This window comes from Kribbella aluminosa (assembly GCF_017876295.1).
GTDB classification, from domain to species: Bacteria; Actinomycetota; Actinomycetes; order Propionibacteriales; family Kribbellaceae; genus Kribbella; species Kribbella aluminosa.
Window position 1 is genome coordinate 3,232,279 of sequence record NZ_JAGINT010000002.1, and the last position, 16,855, is coordinate 3,249,133.

The window sequence follows — 16,855 nt, forward strand, 5'->3', positions numbered from 1 at the left end:
GACCGCCCGGTGGGGGACTATGTGGACACCGTACTGCGGAGCTGACCACCGTTGGAAGGACACAACGAATGACCGAGCTGAACGCCGACCAGGCGCGGCGAGCGATCGTCGACCACACCCGGCGCCTGGCGGAAGCAGCCGCCGCGGCCGGGCCGGACGCCGCCGTGCCGACCGCGTCCGAGTGGACTGTCACCAACCTGGTGGAGCACGTCGGCCAGACCCAGAACTGGGTCGCGGAGATCATCGAGCGGCGCATCACCGATCCCACGCAGTTGCCCACGGAGGTGGCCGCGCTGCCCGCCGATCCCGGCGAGTGGTCGGCGTGGCTGGCGGAGTCCGCGCAGCGACTCGCGAAGGCGTGCTCCGATGACGCGCTCGACGCGCCGGTGTTCAATCCGGCGGGGGACGGGCGCACCGGAGTGCGGTTCTGGATCGGCAGCCAGCTCAACGAAGCGGTCGTCCACGGCTTCGACGCGGCCGCGGCGGCGGGTCGGCCGGTCGACGTCGACGCCGACATCGCAGCGGCGCTGATCAGCAATCACCTCGCGATGCTCACCTCTCCGACGTGGGAGATGCAGCGGCCTGAGTCCGCTCATGCGATCCGGGGCGATGGGCAGGTCCTGCAGTGGCAGGCGACCGACGCCGGCGCTTGGTTCGTCGTACGCCGGCCTGACGGTGCGACGTGGCAAACCGGAACCCAACAGGCCGAGGTGACGATCACCGGCCCGGCACGATCGCTGCTGCTGACGTTGACCCGACGGCTGCCGTTGACCGACAGCGACATCACCGTGGACGGCGACGCGGACCTCGCTCGGCACTGGATCGACAACACCGCTCACGTCAGCGGCTGACACCGGGCGTACCGTGGTTCGAGAATCGCGCTTGAGGAGGAGCGCGTCGAGGCGGGCCTCGACGACTACGACCCGAACGACGTACCGCCGGCCACCGACGCCCCGGTGCCGACGGACGTGCGCGACACCGAGGAGTACCAGGAGTCCGAGGCCGAGCTGCGCCGCGAGGAGTCCGAGGGGGAGATCTACCCGCTCACCGACCGGCACCCGTTCCCGCCGTCGCACTACGACCGCTCGTAGGCCGCTCGGAGGACGTCGAACTCGGCGCCCGGCTCGTTCGGGTCGAAGCCGTGCTCGATCAGCCAGCGGGACGCCTGGAGACTGCGCAGCGACCACCAGGCGCGGATCACGTCGACGTCCACGTCGGTGCCGTACCCGGCCAGCAGGTCGTCGAGGCATTCCTCGTGCCCGAGCGTCATGATGGCGAGGTCGTTCAACGGGTCGCCCTTGCTCGCCTCGGACCAGTCGATGATGCCGGTGACCTCGTCGCCCTCGGTGAACACGTGGGTGATCTGCAGGTCCCCATGCGCGAACACCGGCTCCCACGGCCGGAACGCCAGCTCCGCGACCTCGCGATTCCGGATGACCAGGTCGGCGGGAAGTACGCCGTTCGCGATCAGCCACTCGCACTCACCGTCGAGCTTCGCGCCGATCTCCTCGCTGGTCGGCGCCGACCACGGCGGCAATGGTGCCTCATGCAACTTCCGTACGGCGGCGCCCGCCGCGGCCCACGCATCCGGCGACGCCGGCGAAGGCTCCCCGAGCCGGCCGAGCGCCGCCCCGCGCACCGCGGCAAGCGCGAGCACATTCGGCTTCCGCCACAGAACCTCCGGCGTCGGCACCGGCGCCAACCGCATCGCCTCGACCTCGACCTCGAGGTTCCCCGGATCACCGTCGACCTTCAGAAACACGTCCCCCACCCGCAGGGTCGCCCGTTCACTGTGCGCCACGACAACCTGAACCTCATCCACACGCCGCATTCTCCCGACCCCACCCACCAGCCGTCATCCGGTTTGTTCGGGTGGTTCGACCGGGAAGGAGATCATCGTGTGGAGGCGGGGGGTGCGGCCGGGCGCTGGGCTGTTTCCGGAGTAGTTGGCCAGGGTTTGCTGGATGTCCTTGATGAGGGCGGCCAGCTCGTCCTCGGAGAGCCAGAGGATGCCTTGGCGGTAGCCGACTGAGTCGTGGAGCGGGTTGGCGCCGGGGCGGTCGAGGTAGGTGTTGAACTCGGCCAGCAGGGCGGCCATCGTCGCGGTGAAGCCGCGGCGGTGGTCGTCGAGGGTCATCGTCGCGGCTGCCTCCGGGCCGATCCGGGTGCGGTCGGCGCGGAGTTGGTAGTGCCGCTCGACCGCGCCGTGGACGCGCTGCTCGTCGACGACCTCCAGTACGCCGCCCTCGGCCAGGAGCGCGACATGCCGGTAGACGCTGGTCTTCGGTACGTCGGACAGCCGCGCGCACAGGTCGGACGTCGTCCGCACGCGGCCGCCGGACATGGCATGCACGATGCGCAGCCGGACCGGGTGCAGCAGCAGGTCGAGCGGATCCATATCCACACAATCCCAGATTTGATACCGTTAGCAAAATTGGGAATGGAGGTCCGTGGTGACTGGACTGAGTGAAGCCGCCGTGCATGCGTTGGACGACCTGACGTGGCTCGACGACGTGATCGGCGACGCGCGGGTGGTCGCGATCGGGGAGAGCTCGCACTACAGCCATGAGTTCCTGGCGTTGCGTCATCGGTTACTGCGGTACCTCGTCGAACGGCACGGGTTCACGGCGTACGCGATGGAGTCCGGCTTCCCCGAGGGCCGGCGTACCGACGCCTGGGTCCGGAACGGTGCGCCGGACGAGCTCGGCTCGGTACTCGCCACGGGAATGACCTCGCTCATGGGCGTCTGGACCGAGATGCGCGACCTCCTCGGGTGGCTGCGGCAACACAACGGGAAGGTCGGCTTCTACGGGATCGACCTCCCGGGCTCGGTGGTGTCCACGCTGCCCGGCCTGGAGTTGCTGTTCGACTACCTCCGTGTCGCCGATCCGGAGTTCGAACCCGACCCCGTCATCCGGGACACCGCAGGAGCGCTAGCCGTGTCGTCACCGTTCTCCGCGCCCGCTGCGATGGCCGCGTACGGGCAGCTCGAACAGTCCACGAAGGACGCCTTCACCGCGGGTCTCGCCGGGCTTGTCGCGCGATTGGCTGCGCGGCGGCTGGAGTACGTCGACCGTACGTCGCGGGACGCGTACGGCGAAGCCTGGTGCGCGTTGGCGGGCGCGGTCGCCCTCGACGCGCTGGCCCGTGCGATGGCCGGCGGCGACCGGTTGTCGATGATGAACATCCGGGACGCCGCCATGGCGGACGCCGTCGAGTGGATCCTCGGGCGGGAGGAACGCGTCGTACTGGCCGCGCACAACGGCCACGTCCAGCGCCGGCCCGGCGTGCTGCCCGGCATGCCGCCGATGACCCCGCTCGGTATGCACCTTGCCGACCGGCTCGGGCAGGACTACGTGGTCATCGGTACGACGATGGACACCGGGCAGATCCTGACGAACGGGCCGGAGTTCTACACCGGCACGCTCTTCAGCCCGCTGCCGCCCGCCGCGCCGGACAGCATCGACGGGCTGATGGCGGCCAGCCACGATGGCCCGTTCGGCGTCGACCTGCGGCGGTTGTCCGACGCGGACGCTCGCGCGGTTCGAGCGGCAGGACGGCAGCGGGTGCTGGCCGACCATTACGGCGATGTCGAGGTGCTGACGGCGTACGACGTACTGCTGCACGTCCCGGTGATCACGCCGGCACATCCGGACGTCGACGCGCTGGCGTTTGCCCCCGTCGACGTACAGGGTCCGTTCGACGCCTACCTCGGTACGGCAAGGACCGCCTGAGGGTTTAGCGGCGGCGAAGGGGTGGGGTGGTCAGGGCGGGGGAGACGGAGTGTTTCTCGGCGGGGGAGAGGTCGGTGCCGGGGGCAACGATTGTGTCGATGGCGTCGAGGATGTCGGGGGTGAGGGTGGTGTCGGCGGCTGCCAGTTGGGAGTTGAGGTGGTCCAGGGTGCGGGGGCCGATGAGGGCGCTGGTGACGGCGGGGTGGGTGGTGATGAAGGCGAGGGCGAGCTGGATCAGGGTGAGGCCGGACTGGTCGGCGAGTTTGGCCAGTTGTTCGACGGCTTCGAGTTTGGCGGCGTTCGCCGGGATCGTGGTGTCGAAGCGTTCCGGCATGACGGCGGATCGGCTGGTCGTCACGGCTTGACCTGCGCGTACGGCGCCCGACAGCCAGCCCGACGCGAGCGGGCTCCACGTCAGCACCCCGAGGCCGTACTGCTCCGCGACCGGTAGCACCTCCGCCTCCGCGCCGCGTTGCAGGAGGGAGTAGCTCGGCTGCTCGGTGACGAAGCGGCTCAGGTGGTGCCGGTCGGCCGCCCACTGGGCCTCGACGAGGCGGTACGCCGGGTACTCGGACGTGCCGAAGTACCGGATCTTCCCCGCGCGTTGCAGGTCGGTCAGCGCCGACAACGTCTCCTCGTCGCTCGTGGCCGGGTCCCAGCGGTGCACCTGGTACAGGTCGACGTACTCGACCCCGAGCCGGCGGAGGCTGTTCTCCAAGGCCGTCGTCAGCCAGCGGCGGGACGCCCCGCGCCGGTTGCGGTCCTCGCCCATCGGCAGGCTGCCTTTGGTGGCGAGTACGACGTCGTCGCGGCGGCCGGCGATCGCGGCGCCGACGAACTCCTCGGACTGGCCGTTCGAGTACATGTCGGCGGTGTCGATCAGGTTGACGCCCGCGGCCAGCGCGGCGTCGACGATCGCGGTGGCCTCGTCCTGGCCGGTGCGCCCGATCGCGCCGAAGTTCATCGCGCCGAGCGCCAGCGTGCTGACCTGTACGCCGGTCCGGCCGAGTGTGCGGTACTGCATGTGTCCTCCGGAAGTGTCATCATGGACCAAAGCGGAACGTTGATCCGTATCCGACAATACGGAACGATGTTCCGATTCACAATGCCTAAGAACCGCCTCGCTCCGCTCGGCGGGGAGGAGGGTGAGATTCACAAGCCTGAGAACTGCCTCGCTCCGCTCGGTGGGGAGGAGGGTGAGATTCACGAGGGAGGACGGGTGGAGACGACCCCACGCCGGCGCGCCGACGTACGCCGGAACGAGAAGGCCCTGCTCGACGCGGCCGCCGCGGCGTTCGTCGCGTCCGGGATCGACGCGCCGGTGCGGGACATCGCGGCCCGCGCCGGGGTCGGCGTCGGCACGGTGTACCGGCACTTCCCGAGTCGCGCGGACCTGGTCGTCGCGGTCTACCGGCATCAGGTCGAGGCGCTGGCCCAGGTCGGCCCGCAGTACCTGAAGTCCGAGTCCACGCCGTACGCGGCGCTGCTCCGCTGGGTCGACGGGTTCGTCGACTTCCTGGTCACCAAGCACGGGTTGCCGGACGCGCTGAGCCAGGGCGACGCGCTGCACGGGTACTTCCTCGACGAACTGCTGCCGGTCTGTGCCGAGCTGCTCGCCGCGGCGCGGGCGTCGGGCGAGATCAACCGGCCAGGCATCGAGGCCTACGAGCTGATGCGGGCCATCGGCAACCTGTGCATCGGCGCGAACGACGACGAACGGTACGACGCCCGCCGTACCGTCGCCGTACTCGCGGCCGGACTCACCGTGTCACGTGCAGCGACGGACGGTAAGTGAGCTCCTGGGTGTTGCCGTCCAGCGTGCGCGCTTCGAGTAGCTCCAGGTCGAGGTCGGGTGCGCCGCCGAAGATCGGGTCGACGCCTGTCTGCCCCGTAATCACAGGGAAAACCGTCACCTGAACCCGGTCGACCAGACCCGCGGCCAGGAGCGCCCGGTTCAGCGTCAGGCTGCCGTGGGATCGCAGCGGTACGCCGGACTCCTCCTTCAGTCGGCGCACGACCTCGACGGCGTCGCCGCTGACGACGGTCGCGTCCGGCCAGTCGAGCGGTTCCTGCAACGTCGACGAGATGACGGTGGTGGGCAGCTCGCGCATCCGCCGCACCCACGGGTCGAAGCCCTCTCCACCGCCCGCCAGTAGCACGGTGTTCACTCGATGGGTGTTGGCGCCGATGACGATCCGCTGGTCCTCGCCGTACTGCTCCAGGCGGTGCGCGAGGAACTCCGGCCCCTGCTTCCCCCAGTACCCGCCCCAGTCGCCGGTGTGCGACCCGAACCCGTCCAGGCTGCTGAAGATGTCGAAGGTGTACGTCGCAGACATGATGTTCTCCTCCGTGTGGGTGCTGTCATCCCTGCAACGAACATCGTCGACCCGATCCGACAACGAGCCGCTAAGGACGGTACGTCGACTCGTCCAGCCCGCTCAGGCTCGGGTCGTAGGTGACGTCGCCGACGTCGTACATGGACGTCATCCAGTGGTAGAAGTTGTCGCCACGGTCCCGCAGTACCGCGTAGAGACGGCGCATCAGCTGCGACCGTACGGCGGCCTGCTCCGGGTGCTCGTACACGTTGAGCAGCTCGTCCGGGTCGAGCTCCAGGTCGTACAGCTCGTTCACCGAGTCCGGGTTGACCACCAGCTTGTACCGTTTGGTGCGCAGCATCCGTTGTGGATAAGGGAAATGGTGTCCGTGGAACTCGCAGACGATGTCGTCCGCCCACTCGACCGGATCGCCCGTCACCAGCGGCAGCAGGCTGCGTGAGTCGATCGCCGGCGCCGGGTCGGCGCCCGCGAGCTCGAGGATCGTCGCCGTACAGTCGAGCAGGCTGACGAACTCGTCGCGTACGACGCCGGCCGGCTGGCCGGGGACGCGGAGCAGACCGGGCGTGCGGTAGATGTCCTCGTACATCGCCGGGCCCTTGTCGTGCAGGCGGTGCGAACCGGTGAACTCGCCGTGGTCGCAGGTGAAGAACACCGCGGTCTCGTCGGTCAGCCCGAGCCGCTCCATCGCGGCCAGTACCCGCCCGATCTCGAAGTCGATCAGCGCCACGTACCCCTGGTAGATCGCGATCAGCTTGCGGGTCGTCTCGATCGGCATCGTGTCGAACGCCCAGTGCGCGCTGTAGTTCTTCTGCACCGGCGGCTTGCCCTGGAACGTCTCGGCGATCGACCGCGGCGGCTCGACCTCGGCGGGGTCGATCAGGTCGAAGTACTCGTCCGGCAGGATGTACGGCAGGTGCGGGCCGAAGAAGTGCAGCGCGAGGAAGAAGGGCTCCCCGGCGTACTGCTCCAGCTGCTCGATCGCGCGGGTGGCGAGGTAGTGCTCGAACGTCGCCTCCACCGGCTGGTGCAGGCGCGCGGCGAGCAGGTTGCCCGGGCCGCCGTTCGGCAGGGTGCCGCGGATCCGGTCGGAGATCTCGTACGGCGGGAACCCGCGCTCCTGGAGATACGCCAGGTAGTCCGGGTGGTCCACCGGGTTGTGCCAGCCCGGCAGGTCGGGGCCGTCGAAGCCGAAATCGCCCGCGGACCTGTTCGTGCCGACGTGCCACTTGCCGATCAGGCCGCAGTTGTACCCGCGGTCGCGCAGTGCTTGCGAGAACGTGAACGTGCCGTCGCCGAGGTCCTCGATGTACCCGACGTTGCGCTCGTAGTTGGCCAGCAGCTTGTGCCGGAACGGCGCCTGCCCGGTGAGCAGACTGGCGCGGGCCGGTGTACAGATCGCGGTCGGCGTGTACCAGCGGTCGAACCGGGTCCCGGTCCGGGCCAGCTCGTCGAGGTTCGGCGTCGTCCCCAGTTGGTTGCCGTAGGCACCAAGAGTGTCGACGCGATGCTGGTCGGTCATCAGGAACAGGATGTTCCGCGGCCTGCTCACGTCGGCCACTCGTCGATCGTGCCGTCCTCGGCCTGCACTCCGGTCTGCCTATGCACGCTCGCAAGGCTAAGAACTCCGGATTTCTCCGTCAACCCGCCGACTGGTCGCCCACGCAGGCAGAACTCCCGTTTCGGGACTCGAAGCGCCCCGATTCAGGCACTTCTGCCTGCGTGGGCGTCCACCGGCTACGGCTGGAGCAGTGCCTTGATCGCCTTGCGCCGGTCCATCGCCTCGTACGCCTGGGCCGCGTCGTCCAGCGGAAGGCTCAGGTCGAAGACCTTGCCGGGGTCGATCACGCGGCGGGAGATCAGGTCGATCAGCGTCGGCAGGTACTGGCGGACGGGCGCCGGGCCACCGTGCAGGTGCACGCCGGAGAAGAACAGCTCGTCGCCGGGCAGGCTCACGTCGTGGGCGACACCAACGTATCCGACATGGCCGCCGGGGCGGGTCGCGCGGATCGCCTGCATCATGGACTCCTGGGTGCCGACGGCCTCGATGACGCTGTGCGCGCCGTACCCGCCGGTGAGTTCCTTGATCCGGGCGACGCCCGCGTCCCCGCGCTCGGTGACGATGTCGGTCGCGCCGTACTCCACCGCGAGCTGCTGCCGCGGTTCGTGACGGCTCATCGCGATGATCCGGTCGGCGCCGAGCTGTTTGGCGGCGAGCACACCGAGCAGCCCGACCGCTCCGTCGCCGACAACCGCGACCGTCTTGCCCGGTCCTGCCTCGGCGGCGACGGCGGCGAACCAACCGGTCCCGAGCACGTCCGACGCGGCCAGGAAGGAGGGGATCAGGCCGGCATCGGGTGTGCCCGGGACGGCGACCAGGGTGCCGTCCGCGAGCGGCACCCGGGCCAGCTCCGCCTGGGTGCCGATGGTCCCCATCAGTTCGGCGTGGATGCACCGGGACTGGTACCCGGCGCGGCAGATCTCGCAGGTGTTGTCGGACGCGAAGAACGAGCCGATCACGAAGTCACCGGGCTTCACGGTGGTCACCGCGGACCCGATCTGCTCGACGACACCGACGTACTCGTGCCCCATCGGCGTCGGCCCGTCCAGCCTGTCCTGACCGCGGTACGGCCACAGGTCGGAGCCGCACACACAGGCGGCGCTCAGCCGGATGACCGCGTCGGTCGGCCGCTCGACAACCGGATCGGGACGCTCCTCGACGCGAACGTCGCCGGGTCCGTACATCATGACTCCACGCATGGGAGAGAACCTTTCTGGTTGGTGCTGAGAGCTAGCAGGGAAAAGCTGGTCAGGGCGAGCACGATGGCCGCCATCGGTACGGCGGAACGTTCACCACCGAGACCCGCGAGCGGGGCGATGACGCCGGCCGTGCACCACTGCAGGAAGCCGAGCAGCGCCGAACCGGTCCCCGGGTGGTCGGGCACCTGCGCGGAGGCGAGCGCCCCGGCGTTCGGGCCGACGAGGCCCTGGGCCGTCATCAGGACGAAGAACCCGATCAGTGCGACCGGGAGCGGCATGGCGAACCAGACCGCCCCGACCAGCAGCGCCGCGCCCGCCACGGCAGTCGCGATCAGCCCTGCACCGACGACGGTCCGTGTCGGGACGCGATCGGCCAGTCGTGCGGCGACCAGCGTGGCTACGGTCAGCCCGACCGCGTTGAGCGCGAAGTCGACCGAGTAGACGACCGGGGAGAGGCCGTTCATCGACTGCAGCACGAACGCGGACGTGGCGACGTACGCGAAGATCGTGCCCATCGAGAACGCGAACACGACCAGGTAGCCGGTGAACGCGCGGTTCTGTAGTACCTGACCGGACCACCGGGGCGGAGCGCCGGGGTGCCGGAGCGTTTCCGGTACGCCGATCGCGACCGTGACGACCATCACCGCGGCAAGGGCGGCGACGACCCAGAAGGACACCCGCCAGTGCGACAGTTGCAGGATGGCCGCGCCGATCAGGGGTCCGGCGATCGGGGCGACACCGGCGATTCCGGACACCAGGTTCAGGGTCCGGACCATCCGGGCTCCGGAGGTCAGGTCCACGACCACGGACCGGGCGATGACCATCGCCCAGCCGCCACTGAACCCCTGGACCAGCCGGGCGAGCATCATCAGGCCGATGGACGGGCTGAACGCGCACAGTGCCGACGCGACGGTCAACACCATGAGCGAGACCAGGAGGGGACGCCGGCGCCCGGCCCGGTCCGAGAACGGGCCGCCGAGCAGCTGGCCCAGTGCCATGCCGACGAAGAACGTGGTCAGCGTCAGCTGTACTTCGGCGGCGCTCGCGTCGAGGTCGCGGGTGACGAGCGGAAACGCCGGGACGTACATGTCCGTGGCCAGCGGGGCGATCGCGGTGATCAGTACGACCGTGCCCAGCACGGTTGCGGTCAGCGCGGCGCCGTCGCGGGTCTGCGGTGGTCGCTCGGCGGTCAGGCTCATCGGGTTCCTCTCTGCATCGCTTGCAGTTCCATGCAAGCGCCGGGAACACGTGTGAAGAAGGCCCGCTTATGAGGTGTACCAGCAGTACATCCCTCGCCGGGTGTGTCGCCGGTAGTGTCGATGACATGGACAACAAGGCCGAGGTGCGGGAGTTCCTGACCTCGCGGCGGGCGAAGCTGACGCCGGCCGACGTCGGGCTCCCGGCGGTAGGCCAGCGGCGCGTCCCCGGCCTGCGGCGCAGCGAAGTCGCCGTACTCGCCGGAGTCAGCATCGAGTACTACGCCAAGCTCGAACGGGGAGCGATCGGCGGAGCATCGTCCGCGGTACTCGAGGCGATCGCGCAGGCGCTCCGGCTGGACGACACCGAGCGCGCGCACCTGCTCGACCTCGCGCGGGCCGCCGACGGCATCCCGACCTCCGGCCGGCCCCGGCGCCGAGCGACCACCCAGACCACCTCGCGGGCCAGCCTGCACTGGGCGCTGGAGGCGATCACCGACGGGGTCGCGTTCGTCCGCAACCCGGCGCAGGACCTGCTCGCCACGAACGCGCTCGGCCGGGTGTTCTATTCGCCGGTGATCGGCGAAGGCGGCCGGACGCCGAACCTGGCCCGGTTCCAGTTTCTCGATCCGGCGTCGCGGGACTTCTACCCCGACTGGGAACTGTTCGCGCACATGTGCGTCGCGATCATGCGCGCCGAGGCCGGCCGCGATCCGCACGACCGCGGTCTGCAGGACCTGGTCGGTGAGCTGTCGACGCAGAGCGAGACGTTCCGCCGGCTGTGGGGTTCGCACGACGTCCGGACGCACGGCACCGGTACGAAGCGCTTCCAGCACCCCGAGGTCGGAGAGCTCACCCTGGCCTACGAGGAACTCGCCGTCACCGCGGAGCCCGGCCTGATCCTGATGCTCTACACGGCCGAGCCCGGCTCGTCGTCGGCGGAAAAGCTGCGCCTGCTCGCCTCGCTCGCCGCGGAGGTCACGCCCGCGTCAGGCTGATGCCGACACGTGTAGGCGGCGTGTCAGGTGCGTGTCAGCGCCGCTGCCGATGGTTGTCCCATGACAACTTCGGCGATCGCGGTCACAGGACTGCGCAAGGCATTCGGTGACAAGACCGTGCTCGACGGCATCGACTTCGATGTTCCCGCGGGTACCGTCTTCGCGCTGCTGGGCCCGAACGGGGCCGGCAAGACCACAACGGTGCACGTTCTGACCACTCTGATCAAGGCCGACGGCGGTACCGTCCGGGTCGCCGGGTACGACGTCGCGAATGACGCCAAGGCGGTCCGGTCCGCGATCGGCGTCACCGGGCAGTTCGCGGCCGTCGACGAGCTGCTGACCGGGCGCGAGAACCTCCAGCTGATGGTGGACCTGAGCCCGGTCAATGCCGACAAGCGGATTGTCGACAATCTGCTGGAGCGCTTCGAGCTGACCGAGGCGGCCGACAAGTCCGCGGCGACCTACTCCGGCGGTATGCGCCGCAAGCTCGACCTGGCGATGACGCTGGTCGGCAACCCGGAGCTGATCTTCCTGGACGAGCCGACCACCGGCCTGGACCCGCGCAGCCGGCGGACGATGTGGACGATCATCCGCGAACTGCTGGCCGACGGCGTGACGATCTTCCTCACCACGCAGTACCTCGACGAGGCCGACCAGCTGGCCGACCGGATCGCGGTCCTCGACAAGGGCCGGCTGGTTGCCCAGGGCACCCCGGACGAGCTGAAGCGGCAACTGCCCGGCACCCACGTCCGGTTCCGCTTCGACTCGGTCGCGGACCTGGACATGGCTGCCCGGATCTTCCCGGATTCGACCCGCGACGACGACGCGCTCGCGCTGCGGGTCCCCAGCGACGGCGGTACCCGGTCCGTCCGCGGACTGCTCGACCGCCTCGACGAGTACTCGCTGAACGCCGGCGAGTTCTCCGTCAACACCCCTGATCTGGATGACGTCTTCCTGGCCCTGACCGGCCACGACACCACGGAGGTACCCGCGAAATGAAGAACCCCTCGATGGTGATGCTGCGCCGCAACCTCAAGCACCTCGCCCGGAACCCGACGTCCGTGTTCAACGCGGTCCTGATGCCGGTCGTGGTGATGCTGATGTTCGTCTACATGCTCGGTGACGCGTTCAGCGTCGGCGTACCGTACGTCGACTACGCGACGCCCGGCATGCTCCTGCTGGCGGTCTGCTACGGGCTCGGCGCCGTGGCGACCGCGGTGAACTCCGACATGACCAAGGGCATCATCAACCGCTTCAAGGTGATGGACGTGCCCCGCGGCGCGGTCCTCACCGGGCACGTGATCGCCAGCGTGCTGACCAACCTGATCGCGATCGCGGCGATCATCGGGGTGGCGTTCGCGCTCGGGTTCCACCCGTCGGCGAGCTTCGCGCAGTGGCTCGGCGTGATCGGTCTCGTCGTACTGCTCGGCATCGCCACCGCCTGGCTGACCGTCGCGCTCGGGCTGTTCGCCAAAAGCCCGGAGACCGCGGGCCTCGCCTCGGTACCGCTGGTGATGCTGCCGTTCTTCAGCAGCGCGATCGTGCCCGCCGACAAGATGGGCCCGGGCGTGAAGCAGTTCGCGCAGTACCAGCCGTTCACGCCGATCATCGAGTCGCTGCGCGGCCTGCTGAACGGCGCACCGCACACCGGTGACCTGATCGCCGCGTTCGCGTGGTGCCTCGGGATCGCGGTCGTCGGCTACCTCTGGGCGACCTCGACGTTCACGAAGCGAGCGTGACCTCGACGAGGTCTCGCCAGCTCGCCTGCCTGCCCTCGTCGGACGCCTCGGTGAACTTCGTGTCACCGAGGCGCCGGCGCGTCTCCTGCTCGATCCGCCCGACGTTCGGGTTCGACCGGTCCGGCAGCCCGCGCACGGCGGTACTTGCCCCCAGCAACCGCGCGGCCTGCTCGTCCTGGCCGGTCCGCAGCGCGAGGTCCGCGATCCCGACCAGCATCTGCGCGATCCCCGGAACGTGCCCGGCCTCGATCGCCGCCCGGTACGCCGCCGCGCGGTGCGCCCGTACCTCGCCGAGATCCGTCGCCAGATAGCCGAGCCGGTCCTCGATCGTGGCCCGCAGGTTCGCCCGCTCCGCCTCGTGCCCGAGCACCGTCGTCGCCTGCGAGAGCTGCCGGTGCGCCTCCGCCACGTCGCCCTTCCAGTGCGCGAGCTCCGCCTTGGACAACGCCAACTCGATCAGCGCCTCCGGCCAGGCGACCCGTTCGGCCTTCCGCTGCGCCTCGGCCATCGCCGCCGCGCTCGCGTCCTCGTCGCCGGCCAGCCAGTACAGCTGCGCCTGCCGCGACCGCATCCGTACGACGTCCTCGGTCGCGCCGACCTCCGCCGCCACCGCGATCGCCTGCTCGTGGTACTCGCACGCGTCGGCGAACTCCCCGCGGACGGCGACCCGGTCGGCCAGCTCGGTCAACGCGAACGACATACCCCAGCGCTCACCGATCGCGCGGAACTCCTCCAGCGCGGTCGCGAGCGCCAGATCCGCGCCCCGCTCGCCGTCGCCGAGCATGATCCGCATCTTCCCGGTCTGCAGCCGGGCCAGCGCCCGTACCCACGGATCGTCGTCGGTCAGCAGCTGCTCGAACGCCGTCACGAACTGGTCCGGCCCGTCCAGCAGCCGTTCCAGCGCCTGCGACATGGTCACCGCCGGATGCGGGTTGTCGATCCGCCGGCTGATCTCGGCCGCCTTCCGGATCCAGTCCGCCGCGTCGTACTCGTCGCGCCCGCGGCCGGACGTCATGATGCCGGTGACGAACGCGTACACCACGGCCCGGATGTCGTCCGGTACGTCGCCCGGCAGCGCCGGCGCGGCGAGCAGGAACTCGTTGCCCTCGACCTTGTGCCCGGCGAACCACCAGTACCAGCCCGCCGCCGCGGCCAGCCGCATCGCACCGGCGGCCTCACCCGCGGTCAGGGCGCCCCGCATCGCGGCGGCGATGTTGTCGTGGTCGGGCTCCAGGATCGCCAGCCACTCCAACTGCTCCGCGCGGCGCAGGTGTGGGTCCGCCGTCTCAGTCAGGGCGGTGAAGTAGCCGAGATGGGTACGGCGGGTCTCGTCGGTCTCGCCCGCCTCGTCGAGACGTTGCTGGGCGTACTCCTTGATCGTGCCGAGCATCCGGTACCGCTGATCGTCCTTGGCGACGACGAGCGACTTCTCGGTCAACGCGGTCAGCAGATCGAGCACCTCCCACGACTCGACCGCCGCGTTGTTCCCGCCCCCAGGCCCTTCGGTCCCACCCCCGATACCGGCGCACACCTGCTCGGCCGCCTCCAGGCTCGCTCCGCCCGCGAACACGGACAGCCGCCGCAGTACCGCACGTTCCGCGTCTGACAGCAGCTCCCAGCTCCAGTCGACCACCGCGCGCAGCGTGCGATGCCGGGGGAGCGCCGTACGACTCCCGCCGGTCAGCAACCGGAACCGGTCGTCGAGGCGGTTCGCCAGCTGCTCGAGCGACATCGTGCGCAGCCGCGCCGCGGCCAGCTCGATCGCCAGCGGCATCCCGTCCAGCGCCCGGCAGATCCGGGCCATCGTGGCCGGGTCCGGCACGAGATCCGCGCGGACCGCGCCGGCCCGGTCCTGCAGCAGCCGGACCGCCGGTGACGCGTCGATCTCGGCCGGATCCGCCGTCTCCGTTGGGAGAGCCAACGGTACGACGGGCCACAACGCCTCGCCGGTGATACCGAGCGGCTCGCGACTCGTGGCCAGCACCCGGAGCCGCGGGCACTCGCCGAGCACCCGGTGCGCGAACTTCGCCGCCGACTCGATCACGTGCTCGCAGTTGTCCAGGATCAGCAGCATCGACCGCTCCCGGACGGCGGCGATCACCCGGTCCGTCGGGTCCGCCTCCGGTACGTCGCCGAGCAGCGCGTCCCGCAGCGCGAGCGCGCCCAGCGTCGCCTGCGCCACGTCCCCGTCGGCGCCGATCGCGGCGAGCTCGACCATCCACGCGCCGTCGGGCAGCTCCCGCAACATGGTGCGGGCGGTCTCGGTCGCGAGCCGGGTCTTGCCCGAGCCGCCCGGTCCGATCAGGCTCGTCAGGCGGTGCCCGGCGACCAGGTCGCGGACGGCGGCGATGTCCGCGTCCTTGCCGACGTACGTCGTGAGCTCTTCCCGCAGGTTGGTGTTGCGCTTCTCGTCCCGCCGTACCAGCTCCCCGCGGAGCAGCGCGACGTGCAGGGCGGACAACTCGGGCGAGGGGTCGACGCCGAGCTCGTCGGCGAGGGTCTCGCGGGTGCGCTCGTACACGCGCAGCGCCTCGGTGTCGCGGCCGGAGGCGACCAGCGCGCGCATCAGGGCCGCGACCAGGCGCTCGCGGACCGGGTGCGCGGCGACCAGGTCGGTCAGCTCGGTGACCAGATCGGCGCCGTTGCCGAGCGTGATCTCGGCGTCGTACCGGTCCTCCATCGCGGCCAGCCGGAGCCCGTCGAGCCGCGTGACGGCGGCGTCGAACGCGCCGCTCTCGGTCAGCCCGATGTCCTGCATCGCAGGCCCGCGCCACAAGGCGAGCGCCTCACGCAGCAGCCGCACGCCCTGCGGATCCCGGTCGGTACGGGCGCGCGTCAGCAGCCGCTCGAACCGTAGGGCGTCGACGCTGTCCGGATCGAGCTGCAGCCGGTAACCGTCCGTGTGCCCTTCGACCGGCAGCAGCTTGCGCAGGCGGGAGACCAGGCGCTGCAGGGCGTTCGCCGCATCCGCCGGCGGCTGCTCACCCCAGATCCAGTCGACCAGCGTCGCCTTCGGAACGACCCGCCCGGCGTCGAGCGCCAGCGCGATCAGCAACCCGCGCAACCGCGCGCCGGGTACGTCGACGACGTTCCCGTCGTCGTTCCGCACCTCGAACGGCCCCAGCATCCCGATCCACACCCGGCAGATCTTGCCACGCGCTCAGGTGCCTACCTCCCGTACGCAGGCGATCACCAGCTCCGGGACGTCGATCTGCAGGTAATGGCCGGACTCCGGAACCACCTGATGCCGCCCGTAGCACTCGCCGGCGAGCTGGTCCTGCGTCGCGATCACACGAGGCGTCCACTCGGGCGGGCGACCCTTGGTAGCCGTCAGAAGTACCACTGGAAGCCCCGTCCACACCCCCCGCTCCCGCCTGACCCGAAGCTCGCCGAGCCGGTCCAGAATCATCGGCAACTCCTCAAGCCAGACAAACCGCTGCTCGTCCCTCCCCAGATAAGCCAACCAGGCCCCAACCAAATCCAAACTCCCCCCGGCCCCGGCCCCGGCCCCGGCCCCGGCCCCGGCCCCGGCGTCGTGCGGTTCAGTGGCGGCGGGGAACAGGGTGCGGGTGATGTCGTGGGCCAGTTCGTGGGCGGTCTGGAGGATCTCGGGGTAGCGGGGGTCGGTTGCCGGGGGTTGGGTTCGGTCGGGGTGGGGGATCGGGGCGGCGTCGGCCCAGTAGGACTCGTGGGACGGGTCCAGGAGGACCAGACCGCGGATCAGGTCAGGCCGGTCCCAGGTCGCGAACTGCGCGAGCAGCCCACCCCAGCTGTGCCCGACCAGCACCGCCGGCCCCACCGCCTCGAGCAGGGCGACGAGATCGCCGACCTGGAGATCGACGCTGAGCGGCGCCGGATCGCTCACGCCGTACCCGGCCCGGTCGTACGCGATCACCCGATGATCGGCCGCCAGCCCCCGGAACACCGCGGCGTACCCGACCACCGGCGACATCGCCCCCGCCTCGAGCACCACCGGCGTACCGCTCCCTGCCTCGACCCACCGCAGCATCCGCCCGCCGCCGCGGTCGAGCTCCCGCCGGGCGAGACCCCCGCCGACGAGTACGCCGAACGCCTCCGCCACCGGATCGACCACGA

Annotated in this window: 16 protein-coding genes; 7 read left to right on the forward strand and 9 right to left on the reverse strand. The window is 70.2% G+C overall.

All coding sequences use genetic code 11. The features are described from left to right. Positions 1-68: 68 nt before the first annotated feature. Both JOF29_RS36670 and JOF29_RS45000 read left to right on the forward strand, forming a co-directional pair. Positions 69-851: a maleylpyruvate isomerase family mycothiol-dependent enzyme gene (locus JOF29_RS36670; protein WP_209698927.1), complete on the forward strand. Its 783-nt coding sequence runs from the start codon at positions 69-71 to the stop codon at positions 849-851. A gap of 105 nt (positions 852-956) precedes the next feature. Continuing rightward, positions 957-1,091 carry a hypothetical protein gene (locus JOF29_RS45000; RefSeq protein ID WP_281067466.1) on the forward strand — a complete coding sequence of 45 codons (135 nt, stop codon included), beginning with the start codon at positions 957-959 and terminating at the stop codon, positions 1,089-1,091. Here JOF29_RS45000 and JOF29_RS36675 read toward each other — a convergent pair. Together JOF29_RS36675 and JOF29_RS36680 are read right to left on the reverse strand one after the other, a co-directional pair. Continuing rightward, entirely contained in the window at positions 1,076-1,822 is a 747-nt protein-coding gene (locus JOF29_RS36675; RefSeq protein ID WP_307863873.1) for a phosphotransferase, read from the reverse strand. The two genes, JOF29_RS45000 and JOF29_RS36675, sit on opposite strands and share 16 nt — an antisense overlap. 33 nt (positions 1,823-1,855) lie before the next feature. Then, positions 1,856-2,398: a helix-turn-helix domain-containing protein gene (locus JOF29_RS36680; protein ID WP_209698929.1), complete on the reverse strand. Its 543-nt coding sequence runs from the start codon at positions 2,396-2,398 to the stop codon at positions 1,856-1,858. Positions 2,399-2,453: 55 nt separating this feature from the next. On the opposite strand from JOF29_RS36680, the gene JOF29_RS36685 reads away from it, so the two are divergent. Continuing rightward, entirely contained in the window at positions 2,454-3,734 is a 1,281-nt protein-coding gene (locus tag JOF29_RS36685; protein WP_209698930.1) for an erythromycin esterase family protein, read from the forward strand. Between the two features lie 4 nt (positions 3,735-3,738). Here JOF29_RS36685 and JOF29_RS36690 read toward each other — a convergent pair whose 3' ends face one another. Beyond that, on the reverse strand, positions 3,739-4,758 hold the full coding sequence (locus JOF29_RS36690) for an aldo/keto reductase (protein WP_209698931.1): 1,020 nt from the start codon (positions 4,756-4,758) through the stop codon (positions 3,739-3,741). Between the two features lie 195 nt (positions 4,759-4,953). Here JOF29_RS36690 and JOF29_RS36695 point away from each other — a divergent pair, with 195 nt between their 5' ends. Further along, positions 4,954-5,529: a TetR/AcrR family transcriptional regulator gene (locus JOF29_RS36695; protein ID WP_307863874.1), complete on the forward strand. Its 576-nt coding sequence runs from the start codon at positions 4,954-4,956 to the stop codon at positions 5,527-5,529. Here JOF29_RS36695 and JOF29_RS36700 read toward each other — a convergent pair. From JOF29_RS36700 to JOF29_RS36715, 4 genes are all read right to left on the reverse strand, one after another. Next, positions 5,495-6,070 carry a dihydrofolate reductase family protein gene (locus tag JOF29_RS36700; protein WP_209698933.1) on the reverse strand — a complete coding sequence of 192 codons (576 nt, stop codon included), beginning with the start codon at positions 6,068-6,070 and terminating at the stop codon, positions 5,495-5,497. The genes JOF29_RS36695 and JOF29_RS36700 overlap by 35 nt on opposite strands. Positions 6,071-6,140: 70 nt before the next feature. Continuing rightward, positions 6,141-7,628, reverse strand: coding sequence for a sulfatase family protein (locus JOF29_RS36705; RefSeq protein WP_307863875.1), 1,488 nt, complete (start codon positions 7,626-7,628; stop codon positions 6,141-6,143). Positions 7,629-7,804: 176 nt separating this feature from the next. Beyond that, entirely contained in the window at positions 7,805-8,827 is a 1,023-nt protein-coding gene (locus JOF29_RS36710; protein ID WP_209698934.1) for a zinc-dependent alcohol dehydrogenase family protein, read from the reverse strand. Beyond that, the gene (locus JOF29_RS36715; protein WP_209698935.1) at positions 8,812-10,026 is read right to left on the reverse strand and encodes a multidrug effflux MFS transporter; all 1,215 of its coding nucleotides are present in this window, start codon (positions 10,024-10,026) and stop codon (positions 8,812-8,814) included. The genes JOF29_RS36710 and JOF29_RS36715 overlap by 16 nt, the downstream gene beginning before the upstream one ends. Positions 10,027-10,151: 125 nt before the next feature. Between JOF29_RS36715 and JOF29_RS36720 the strand changes: the two genes are divergently transcribed. The 3 genes from JOF29_RS36720 to JOF29_RS36730 are packed head-to-tail and all read left to right on the forward strand — an operon-like array spanning position 10,152 to position 12,760. Then, positions 10,152-11,021 carry a helix-turn-helix transcriptional regulator gene (locus tag JOF29_RS36720; RefSeq protein WP_209698936.1) on the forward strand — a complete coding sequence of 290 codons (870 nt, stop codon included), beginning with the start codon at positions 10,152-10,154 and terminating at the stop codon, positions 11,019-11,021. Positions 11,022-11,081: 60 nt separating this feature from the next. Next, entirely contained in the window at positions 11,082-12,020 is a 939-nt protein-coding gene (locus JOF29_RS36725; protein ID WP_209698937.1) for an ATP-binding cassette domain-containing protein, read from the forward strand. Then, on the forward strand, positions 12,017-12,760 hold the full coding sequence (locus JOF29_RS36730) for an ABC transporter permease (RefSeq protein WP_209698938.1): 744 nt from the start codon (positions 12,017-12,019) through the stop codon (positions 12,758-12,760). Before JOF29_RS36725 ends, JOF29_RS36730 begins: the two co-directional genes overlap by 4 nt. Here the strand turns inward: JOF29_RS36730 and JOF29_RS36735 are convergent. Both JOF29_RS36735 and JOF29_RS36740 read right to left on the reverse strand, forming a co-directional pair. Further along, entirely contained in the window at positions 12,744-15,899 is a 3,156-nt protein-coding gene (locus JOF29_RS36735) for an AfsR/SARP family transcriptional regulator (protein ID WP_209698939.1), read from the reverse strand. The genes JOF29_RS36730 and JOF29_RS36735 overlap by 17 nt on opposite strands. 21 nt (positions 15,900-15,920) lie before the next feature. After that, positions 15,921-16,853: an alpha/beta fold hydrolase gene (locus JOF29_RS36740; protein WP_209698940.1), complete on the reverse strand. Its 933-nt coding sequence runs from the start codon at positions 16,851-16,853 to the stop codon at positions 15,921-15,923. Positions 16,854-16,855 lie beyond the last annotated feature (2 nt).